At 44.4% G+C, this 9,527-nt stretch carries 8 protein-coding genes; 6 read left to right on the top strand and 2 right to left on the bottom strand.

The annotated features are described in order from the left end of the window. The first annotated feature begins 266 nt into the window (after positions 1-266). From IQR33_RS16815 to IQR33_RS16800, 4 genes are all read left to right on the top strand, one after another. Complete coding sequence (locus tag IQR33_RS16815) at positions 267-1,274, top strand: LacI family DNA-binding transcriptional regulator (RefSeq protein ID WP_005374731.1); 1,008 nt, start codon at positions 267-269, stop codon at positions 1,272-1,274. Between the two features lie 145 nt (positions 1,275-1,419). Beyond that, a complete protein-coding gene (locus IQR33_RS16810) occupies positions 1,420-2,064 on the top strand; it encodes a recombinase family protein (RefSeq protein WP_025768668.1) in 645 nt (214 codons plus the stop codon). Further along, a complete protein-coding gene (locus tag IQR33_RS16805) occupies positions 2,061-3,245 on the top strand; it encodes a multidrug effflux MFS transporter (protein WP_025768669.1) in 1,185 nt (394 codons plus the stop codon). The genes IQR33_RS16810 and IQR33_RS16805 overlap by 4 nt, the downstream gene beginning before the upstream one ends. Positions 3,246-3,322: 77 nt before the next feature. Continuing rightward, complete coding sequence (locus IQR33_RS16800) at positions 3,323-3,967, top strand: START domain-containing protein (protein ID WP_025768670.1); 645 nt, start codon at positions 3,323-3,325, stop codon at positions 3,965-3,967. Between the two features lie 81 nt (positions 3,968-4,048). On the opposite strand, the gene IQR33_RS16795 is transcribed toward IQR33_RS16800, so the two are convergent. Continuing rightward, the gene (locus IQR33_RS16795; protein ID WP_080276972.1) at positions 4,049-5,803 is read right to left on the bottom strand and encodes a hypothetical protein; all 1,755 of its coding nucleotides are present in this window, start codon (positions 5,801-5,803) and stop codon (positions 4,049-4,051) included. Between the two features lie 427 nt (positions 5,804-6,230). On the opposite strand from IQR33_RS16795, the gene IQR33_RS16790 reads away from it, so the two are divergent. Both IQR33_RS16790 and IQR33_RS16785 read left to right on the top strand, forming a co-directional pair. Continuing rightward, entirely contained in the window at positions 6,231-7,184 is a 954-nt protein-coding gene (locus IQR33_RS16790; RefSeq protein ID WP_005374721.1) for a M23 family metallopeptidase, read from the top strand. Further along, on the top strand, positions 7,088-7,540 hold the full coding sequence (locus IQR33_RS16785) for a bactofilin family protein (RefSeq protein WP_080276973.1): 453 nt from the start codon (positions 7,088-7,090) through the stop codon (positions 7,538-7,540). The genes IQR33_RS16790 and IQR33_RS16785 overlap by 97 nt, the downstream gene beginning before the upstream one ends. A gap of 85 nt (positions 7,541-7,625) precedes the next feature. Here IQR33_RS16785 and IQR33_RS16780 read toward each other — a convergent pair. Then, the coding region (locus IQR33_RS16780; protein WP_193843866.1) for a M16 family metallopeptidase at positions 7,626-9,527 on the bottom strand (1,902 nt) is incomplete at its 5' end.

The following is a 9,527-nucleotide window of genomic DNA, read 5'->3' as shown; positions in this document are numbered from 1 at the left end:
TTCACTCCTCTCCCCGAAACGTAAAGTTGCAGTCAAACAAGCAAATTAATGTTCTTTACGTAGATACTGTACGTCCAACAAACGGACAGTATCTACGCTCTAGATCTAGTGCTAGCTCAAAGCAAATCGAATGGGTTAACCCACATTTTGCTTTTTAACACTCCAAAGCCATTATTCTACTTAGGATACCCCGTCAGAACATTTATGAATACGTACCTATTTATGCTAGTCTTATGACCTCAATTACTGGCAACTAAGTTTTATTCATGAAATCAATTAAACACGTAGTCACATCAAAAGATGTGGCAAAGATGGCAGGCGTCTCTCAATCTACTGTATCGCGCGTGTTTGTTCCGGGTAGCTCAGTATCCGAAAAGACCAAGCAAAAAGTCTTTGAAGCGGCTAAAGCCCTTAACTACCGCCCTAACGCCTTTGCACGTAGCCTGACCACAAACGAATCGAAATTGATAGGTTTGGTGTTTCCTGATGCGGATTACCCTATCCATATGAAAACACTGCAGTTAATTTCCAGTGAGTTACAGAAAAAAGGTTATTCTGCCGTATTGATTCCATGGCAAGTGGATGAAGAAGAGGGCCACTCAATCCCAAATATCTTCCAGTATCGCGTCGATGGTGTCATTGCTGCTTCCGCAACCTTCAATAAGTCCCTTTATGAAGAATGTGAAGAGTTTAATATCCCAATTGTTCAATACGCACGAGTTGTTGAAGGTACTAGGAGTAGCTACGTTATCAGTGACAACTACGAAGCAGGCCAACAAGCCGCGCAACTTCTGCACAAAAGTGGCGTGAAGAACGCGGTTTATTTGACGGGAGAAGTGCCAACCTTTACGAATGACGAACGTCAAAGCGGCTTCTGCTCTGAATTTGAAGACCTAACCGGCAAGACGCCACGCATCATTGAAGCCAGCTATGACTACGCGAGCTCACTTGATAAAGTCCGTGCCATACTGGCAGACAAAAATCGGCCTGAAGCGGTGTTCTGTGCAACCGATAACCTTGCGATGGCGGTCATGGATATCGCCCGTATAGAATGCGGGTTGAGCATTCCTCAGGACTTACAAGTCATTGGCTTTGATAATATTCCTCAGACAGAATGGTTAAGCTATCAATTAACCACATTCCGCCAGGATTTCCGTCGCCTCGCTCGCGAGTGCGTGAAGATCATTGTTGATCAAATTAATACGAAAAACGGCAGCCTAGTAAAAATGATGGTGCCAGTGAAGTTAATCGAGCGACAGACAACAAAAGCTTAAATAGCTATAGCCAGCCATTCGGTTGGCTTTTTATTTGCCCCTGACTCCCAAACGGCTCATTTAGTGTTGTAAGAATTAATGAACCCATGTATATTTATGAGCCATTACACTATATGAACCAAAAGAAAAGGGGCTCATAATCCTTATGACCACGTATCTTTACACTCGTTATTCGCCAAAAAATCGAGCTTACCAAGAGCACCTTAATACTCTAAAAGCTTTTGCGCCCGAAGCTCAGCATTTTGAGGATAAGGTTCGTGGTTGCATGCCTCCAACCGAGAGAGAGGCATTCTTACAACTGCTCGATTCCGTCAGAACTGGGGATACGATTGTGCTCTGGTGGCTGACCGCATTTGGTCGCGACTTTAGTCAAGCATTGAACACAATAAAAATGCTACTCGATAAAGGGGTAACATTGAAAACCGTATGTGAATCACTAACTTTTGAGCCAGGTTCTGTTCAAACTCAAACACTACTCACAGTGTTATCTGGATATGGGAAAGTGCAGACTGAACATCGCCTGTTTGCCGCAGAGCAAGGGCGACAGGCCATTAAAGAGCAGCCAGAATTATGGAAACAGAAGTTTCGCGGCCGCCCCGCAAACAAAACCAAACACCAACAGATCGCAACGTTACTGCTAGAAGGCTACACATTGCAAAACGTGGCAGAGCAATGCGAAGTCAGTCTATCGACTGTGAAGCGGGTCAAAGCAAAGCTAAATGAAGTGGATGACGAAGGTGGCTTAAGATCACGACGCCAAAAAAGTTGTTTGAATGGAGACCCGTCATGAGTCGCCCAATCAACTTTCATACTATACTACTCGCCTGTCTTATTATTAGCGTTGGCCAGTTGAGCATGGGGCTAGTCATGCCCTCTTTGCCATGGATAGCAAAAGACTTTTCCATCTCCCTCGACCAAGCTCAACTACTTGTGAGTATTTATTTGCTCGGCTTTGGCCCCTCTCAATTTATCTACGGGCCAGTGTCAGATGCTTTAGGACGAAAAAGAGTATTACTTACCGGTTTACTCATCGCGATGTCTGGTCTGCTGATGATTATTTTCTTCAGTGACACATTTACAGGGATGGTGATGGGGCGCTTTTTACAAGGGTTAGGTACAGGATGCTGCGCGGTACTCGCGAGAGCGTCGACTCGAGATAGATTTAGCGGGGATGAACTCCCAGTGGCAATGTCTTACATCGCCATGGCGGCTTCAATCACGCCACTTATTGCACCTGTGATTGGCGGCTTTATCAACTTCCACTTCGGTTGGAGTATGGTGTTTATTTCTCTATTGGGCTATGTCTCGCTGGCCTGGGTAATCATCGCCTTTAAGTTCACAGAAACCATCACAAAACGTTCTGTCATTCCGTCACCCCGAAAAATGTTGCTCCAATACAAGAGCTTAATTACATCTCGTTACTTTATGAGTTTCGCCAGTATCAGTTGGTTAAACTTCAGCTTAATGATTACGACAGTCTCTGTGATGCCATTTATCATGCAAGATCAAATTGGCATGACCTCCGCTCAATACGCGATGTGGGCGCTCATTCCCGCTTTGGGTATGTTATGTGGTACCACGATTTGTAACCGAGTAAGGCCAATTATTGGCAATAAAAAAATGCTGCTTTGCACCCCATTTCTTCACCTCGCTGCCGCAATATGGTTATTTTTCTGCCCTGTTGAGCCTCTATTTCTGATGCTAGGACAGCTATTAATGATCTTGGGTAATGGTATTGCCCTACCTTGTGCACAAGCGATGGTAATGCAACCTTATAAAAAGCAAGCAGGTGCCGCAGCGGCAATGTCTGGTGGTGGACAAATGGTCGTCTCCTCATTGGTCAGCTTAACTCTGGTGCAGCTTGGATTGAGTCAAGCATGGCATCTAGCGATCGTTATCGTAATATTTGCATCGCTTACCTTCACCAACATTCAACGTGGCTTCAGTGCAGAGCAACCTTCAGAACAATAACAAAAAACATACTATTGTCCTTATAGCTACAACAAATAGTATAAACTTAAATTTAGGAAAAGTTGGCGGATACTAACATGATGTTGCATTTAAGAATTGGCGCCTTAACACTCGCCACATTGATATCCGCTGGTACTGACGCGAGCGCCAACGAGAACTGGCAGTTCGAGAGTGACAAGAATGGAATCACAATTTACTCCCGAGAACATAGTGACGGTTTAGTTGAGATCCGTGCCCGGATGTTCACACCCACCAGCTATGGTGCATTTTTAACGCTACTAGAAGACAGTGACAATATCCCGAACTGGATTGACAATACCAGTCATAGCCGGGTTTTAAATCAAATATCGGCCACCGAGAACATCGTTTACACCCAGTTTAAAGCACCATGGCCTGCCAAAAATCGGGATATGGTCACCTACTCAAAGTACTGGGTCGATGAGCTGGGATTCACCATAGAAATCAAAAGCGCACCTGACTCATATCTTGCTGAACAAAATGGTTATGTTCGAATTCGCTCGGTTGATGCGACTTGGGAATTACAAAAACTCACAAACGATACAACACTCGTGGAATACAAGGCGTTTGCTGACCCCGGAGGTCTATTGCCAAACTGGCTGATCAACAAACTTTCAAAAGAAAGTGCATGGGCGACATTTAGTAATTTAAGAAAAGAGTTACCTGAATATCAGCAATACTCTCATCCTCAAATAGATAAGTAAGCGTCGCTCTTCCCACTCGCTTTTTAATACGGTACATAATAACAAAAGGCGGCTTCAAGCCGCCTTTTTCTACTCAATGTGTTACTGCAGTGCAACCGTTACAGGTTTAGTTGCACCACGGTAATCAAACTCAAAACCAATACCTTGGTCTGTCACGTCCATCGTCATACCACCAACAAGCTCGCCTTGCAAGCTTTTGACAACATCATCCGGAACCGGCTCCCCTGTGATTGACGACGCACTCTCCAACACTTCCAAAATACGCTCTGAATCAAAATCAAAGCTGAACAAGCCATTTGGAGAAAGTGATTGCGCCATCACTTCTTTGCTTGCTTCCGCAGCACTATCACCACTGTAAAGGGTGAAATGGTTTTCGTTTAGACGAGCAAACACGTCCACCTTCATGCCAGTATGCATTTCTAATAGGTCACTGACATTAACAGGTTGGTTATCCGGTTGAATTTGCAATTGAGCAAGTTCAGGAACGAACATTTGCGCAGTTTGAATAAGCATCATTGGATCATTGGCAGAAAGAGACAACATACCATCTAGCTGGCTAAATACTTCACCATGCTGAGCATTAGTATCTACTTTGATATCAAACATTTGTAGGCTTAAGCCTTTGAGGCCGTTAACCATGCCTGACCCCATGCTTACAGCGGCTGCTGGATTCTGGCCGCCCATCTCTTGCTGCATTTGTGTCAATAAAGAGCATTGGTATTGAGGCTGGGTCAAGTCAGCCCAAATCTGACCAATCGATGGCGCTAGCGTATTAATGTCTAAACCAAGCGCCATACTAAAGAAACTCTTATCACTTTTAGACTCAGCCAATACACCACGAATCGACTTGAGCGCATCTAGAATCACTTTATTGTTGGACTCAACAACAAAAGAACCTTTAATGAACGCCTGATCGCCTTTCATCTTGTATTCTGCAAACGCGACGGACTGAGGCCAGTTTTCTGCAACTTGAGTAAGCTCAGTATGGCAGGCTGGTGAACGCATTTCCTCAATAGTTGGTTCAGGATCTATTGCATCCAACGTGCTAATTTGACGAGCAAACATATTGCCATCTTTCGTCGTCAAACCTTTAATCACTTCGCGATGATCAAAGTAACCAAAAGAGTTGTTGTTTTCACCGTATTTGGCTTGCAACGCCTCAAGACGTCCACTCTCAGCAATATTTTGACTTGGTGCTTCAAGCCCTAATGCCATTTTAATCGGGTTTTGAACGCCCAGTTGCGGAACATCAACCGTTAACGTAAGCACGTTATCAACCACGGCTACAACCAAGCCAATACCGTCCTGCGGGTCAATTGAATCAGTCATCTCGTAACGACGATACTCGACTTCACCAAGCTTAACCAACTCATGCTTAGCGCCGCTCATCTGCTCTTCATGATCCAGTGTTTTCCATAACGCGGCAGGGTCTTCAATATCCACTTTGTACACCGGTACCATACCAATTGTGTACAACACAGGATTAATGTTTTCCCCGGTGCCCAAATAAGCTTTTAATGTTTCTGGCGACGCAGCACTCTCTAGGTATCCATCGAATAAGTTAACTGCAAACTGCTGTTGTGGAGACAGTGGTTCATCGGCAAAAAGTTCTGCAATCGAGCCTTGATTCGCCGTACCGAATGCGTTCATGTATTTATAATGGTTAAAAGGTTCTGTCTGATACGTCACCATAAGTGAATCTGCAGGAACTTGCGTTAACAGTGAGCCTGCATCACTCGCGGTAGTATTGTTTTGGTACAGGTAGCCAGCGCCCCCTGCTGCTGCGACCACTGCTGTAGCCAATAGTAGTTTTTTCACGACCAACTCCGTTGTCATAGTTATGTGTTCCTAAACGAAATGTAACGCTTAGGTTTAAAGCCAATGAATAGTGCTTTATATCAACCGCTATCATAAACAAGTTATCGATGTAATGAATGTCGGTTTGATAAATTATCCAACATTTATAAGGCAAACCGTGAAGTAAGTTGAATTGCGTGCGGATGCTATTGGCAATATTCACAATCCAATTTCTCGGATAACCGCCTTAAAAATCATAATATTCAGTTAAATGAAGCGATTTGGAGTAATTACGACCAAAATCAGCAGAATATTAAATCTTTATTGAGTCTTTTATCTAATATCTGAAAACGCCTCACGACCTGACACTTCTTTCCAATTTGCCTCTGGCGGTCCCTACTCGTTTTCCTTACATTCCTACTAACTCAGTGACGAGACGTATACCAAATACGAGCAATAGAAGACGATGAAAGACCAGTTGACGATCTCTATATCAACTATCAATGGCTCAAGACATTGGTACTTCAGTAAAAGGATGCAACGCAACATAAAAACGTTTTTCGTTTTTTTTGTTGTTGCTCTGGCCGCGACCGTAATCTTAATTCATCACTTGTACACTCGCGTTGATAATGCAGCGTTAAAACAAGCTGAATTGACAGAGCATTCACGCACCATGGGTGAAGAGCTCAGCACACTGAAAACACTTAAATCAGAGCTAGAAAATGACCTTTCAGAACGGGAAGAACGGGTACAACTTGTTTCGGAACGTTTGGGTGAATTAGAGAAAGTGCTTGGGGTTGGAGAACATACCTCGACAAATAACTTGGATGCTAGGCTCGATGCAGCAGCGATAACCTCAAACGTTCGCATGGTGTTATTAAACCAAATACCAAGTGGCTCTCCAGTCGGCAACGTACGACTATCTTCCGGATTCGGTAAGCGTATCCATCCGGTGACAAAAGTTGCCAAGATGCATCGTGGGCTCGATTTTGCCGTAAATATCGGCACCAAAATTTATGCCCCTGCCGATGGGGTAGTGGAAGTCACCCGCCGCAGTAATAAAGGCTCTGGTAACTTCCTCAGGCTACAACATTCTTTCGGTTTTTCGAGTTCTTATTCGCACTTGAAAGCGTTCAAAGTAAAAAGTGGTCAGTTCGTCAAAAAAGGGCAACTGATTGCAATTTCCGGCAACAGTGGGCTCTCTTCTGGCCCTCACCTGCATTACGAGGTGCGATTTGTTGGGCGAGCACTGAATCCGAAACCATTTGTCGATTGGAGCCTTAATGATTTCGAAGACATTTTTACTAAGGAGCGAAGAATACGATGGGAATCTTTAATCAAAACAGTGGAACAACGAGTAGCTCAGCAGCTTCAACTCTCATCGCCAAAGGCTGTTCTCTTAGCGGAGAACTCAAAGTAGAAAACGATGTCCAGATTGATGGCATCGTCGATGGTCAAATTAACGTGGAAGGCACTCTCGTTGTCGCAGAAAGCGGGCGAGTAAACGGTGAAATTTACGCTAAACAGCTGATCATTAACGGCATGATGGACGGAAACTGTCACGCAGAACACATTCAAGTGCTTGCCAAGGGACGCGTAAGCGGTAGGATCTGGAGCAATAACCTCAGCATTGAACCTGGTGGCAAATTCTTTGGTGAAGCAGCCGAATTACCTGAAAAGGAAGTGGTAACGTTAAAGGGTAAGGCTCAAGACAGTGCGATCACAAAAGAAAACAACACCAACAATGAAAAGCGACTTTCGCGTAAATCAGCATAAAAGCTTTGATTAAAGTGCTTAAAAAGACGGCTTTCACGCCGTCTTTTTATTACTATTGCCACGATTTTCGTCAGAAACTACGTGATTATTCGGCCGGATTTAAAACCATCACCGAGCGTTTTGCTTGTGGACCAAAAGCTGATTTTGCATGCGCTTTCACTTCATCTAACGTCACACTTTTAGCCACTTTCTCAACGTCAAGTAACACATCGACGCCGTAATCATGCACCAAATAACGAGTATATGCCCATGATCTCTGTGCTGGGTTATCATCCAATCCTTGCATCGCGACTGCCAGTTGTTTCGCGGCCGTATCCACTTCTTCTTGGGTAATATTTGACGCTAAATCATCAAACACTTTGCCCAGTTTACTCTCTAAAAGAGCCACGTCTTCGGGCTCGACTTGAGACTCCAAGAGCCAATCAGAGATGGGTTCGCGATCTTGTGTCATGGTGTAAATGCTCGGGCTGTAATCAAGGCTAGACTCTTCTCGCACAATATCCAAAACACGTGCATTACTAATACGTTGCAAAATATCTTCGATAACCGTGTCTCTTGCCGTACGTTGGTAATCGCTCGTATTAGTCAAACGCATTACATACAACGATGAAGGTTCATGCCCATCCGAAACCACAGTTCGCTCCGGCACTTCCGGGTTAAACGCAACGTGATAATCAATCGAACGACTCGGTTTCATTTCGATAGAGGCCACATATTTACGCAAAAGTGGTGTAATTTCTTCCGGCTCTACGTTTGCAACAATAACCATCTTAAAACCATCATTGGTTTTGAAAAGTTGCTCATGCACCGCTAGTATCTGCTCGGAAGTCACTTGTTCAACATCATCACTGGACACTATACGATGACGACTACCCGGCAAATAAGAATTGCCGTTTGCTTTTTGAATCAGTTTTCCCATCGGTGATTCAAAAAAAGCGCCGCTCTGCTGTTTAAACTCTTGCTTCGCTGCTGCCATCTGGCGCTCGTCGACTTTAATCTCCGTCGCTAGGTTGTATAGTCCATTCAAAGCATCAGTTAGGTGCGTATTTGGCGCCGTAATTTGTGCTCCGTGACTGGTCGCATCAAGCATCGCGCCAAGCGCAATGTTGTTTTTGCGTAAGTAGCTATCTAGCTCTGAACCAGAAAATGCCCCTAACCCACTGCGTATTGCCGTTGTTGCTGCGATTTCATAAGCGGCATACAACGTCGGATCAACAGCGGCTTTACCACCTTGGCTCGCATAGTAAATATACGCTCGACCACCCGCTTTAGTATCTTTTTGGAACCACACTTCGACACCGTTTGATAGCGTATAGACTTGAAAACCACCCGCTTCCTGACGCATGCTCGTGATGCTGCCTTCCTGGGTAGGCTTTAAGAATCCATCCACTTTGTCATACATCTCTAACGGTTTTTCGCCAGTTTGAAGATAGGCACTGTTTAGAGCGGCAAATACACCATTGAACTGTTCTGACGTTTCGCTTTTCCCCAAACCAATAAAAAAGCTTGGCTGCTGAGATAACAAAGCCGCCAATTGTGTGTTAATGCTCTCTAAATTCTCGTTGTTGATGAATTCTGCCAAACTCTGGGCATAACTCTCTTTTGATTGGCTGACACTGTCTTGTCCAATTTGAAAAACACGTGCTTCTGCGTAACTGTTTGGCTTACGCTGACTCCAATCTGAATCAATATTTGCAAGTTCACCTTGCCAATTTGACATAACGCTATCTAACTCGGATTGAGTCGCACCATAATCTCTCAACGACGCCAAGGTACGAATGAAAGTCTGGTGCATTTGTTCGCGGCGATCTGGTGCAAACGAAATCCCTGCCGACATCATACGCTGATAGTTAGAGTAATAGGGCTCTGCATAAGCGTATTGAAAAGGTTCAGCGGCATCACTGAGTACACGGATCAAACGCTGTTGAATGAGTTGTGTTGCGACTTCATCACGCCACACTTCATGTTGTTGCTCAATCGTCGCGCT

Origin of the sequence: Vibrio sp. OPT46 (assembly GCF_015163535.1) — a bacterium.
Taxonomy (GTDB): domain Bacteria; phylum Pseudomonadota; class Gammaproteobacteria; order Enterobacterales; family Vibrionaceae; genus Vibrio; species Vibrio alginolyticus.
The sequence above is the reverse complement of the archived record's forward strand: the minus strand, read 5'-3'. Positions and strand labels throughout refer to the sequence as shown.